Below are 363 nucleotides of genomic sequence, written 5' to 3' on the forward strand. Positions count from 1 at the left end.
ACGAAGCCCAACCGCTCCTGCAGCGCGATGTCGTCGATCTTGTCGACCACGCCGTCGATCTCGTAGGCGAGGCTGGGCCGCTGCCGGCCGATCTCGGCCTGGTGCGCCACCAGCTCGTCGGCGGTGCGGCAGATCCGCGTGAGCGGGTTGACGACGAAGCCCCAGCCGCGCAGCCGGTCGAGAAAGGCCGAGTAGCGCCCAGTGACCGGCGGGTCTGCCTCGCCCCAGCCATAGGCGAAGAAGCGCAAGGGGCGCCTAGCGGTGATCTTGCTGTCGAGCTGGCGCAGGGAGCCCGCCGCGGCGTTGCGGGGGTTGGCGAAGGGGAGCTGGCCGGCCTCCTCCTGCTCCTCGTTCAACCGGACG

1 pseudogene is annotated in these 363 nt (G+C 70.8%); it reads right to left on the bottom strand.

From position 1 onward, the window contains the following. Window positions 1-363 (bottom strand): annotated as a pseudogene (locus EQG76_RS03455) (NAD-dependent DNA ligase LigA); the annotation flags it as partial.

This window comes from Geminicoccus flavidas (assembly GCF_009806515.1).
GTDB classification, from domain to species: domain Bacteria; phylum Pseudomonadota; class Alphaproteobacteria; order Geminicoccales; family Geminicoccaceae; genus Geminicoccus; species Geminicoccus flavidus.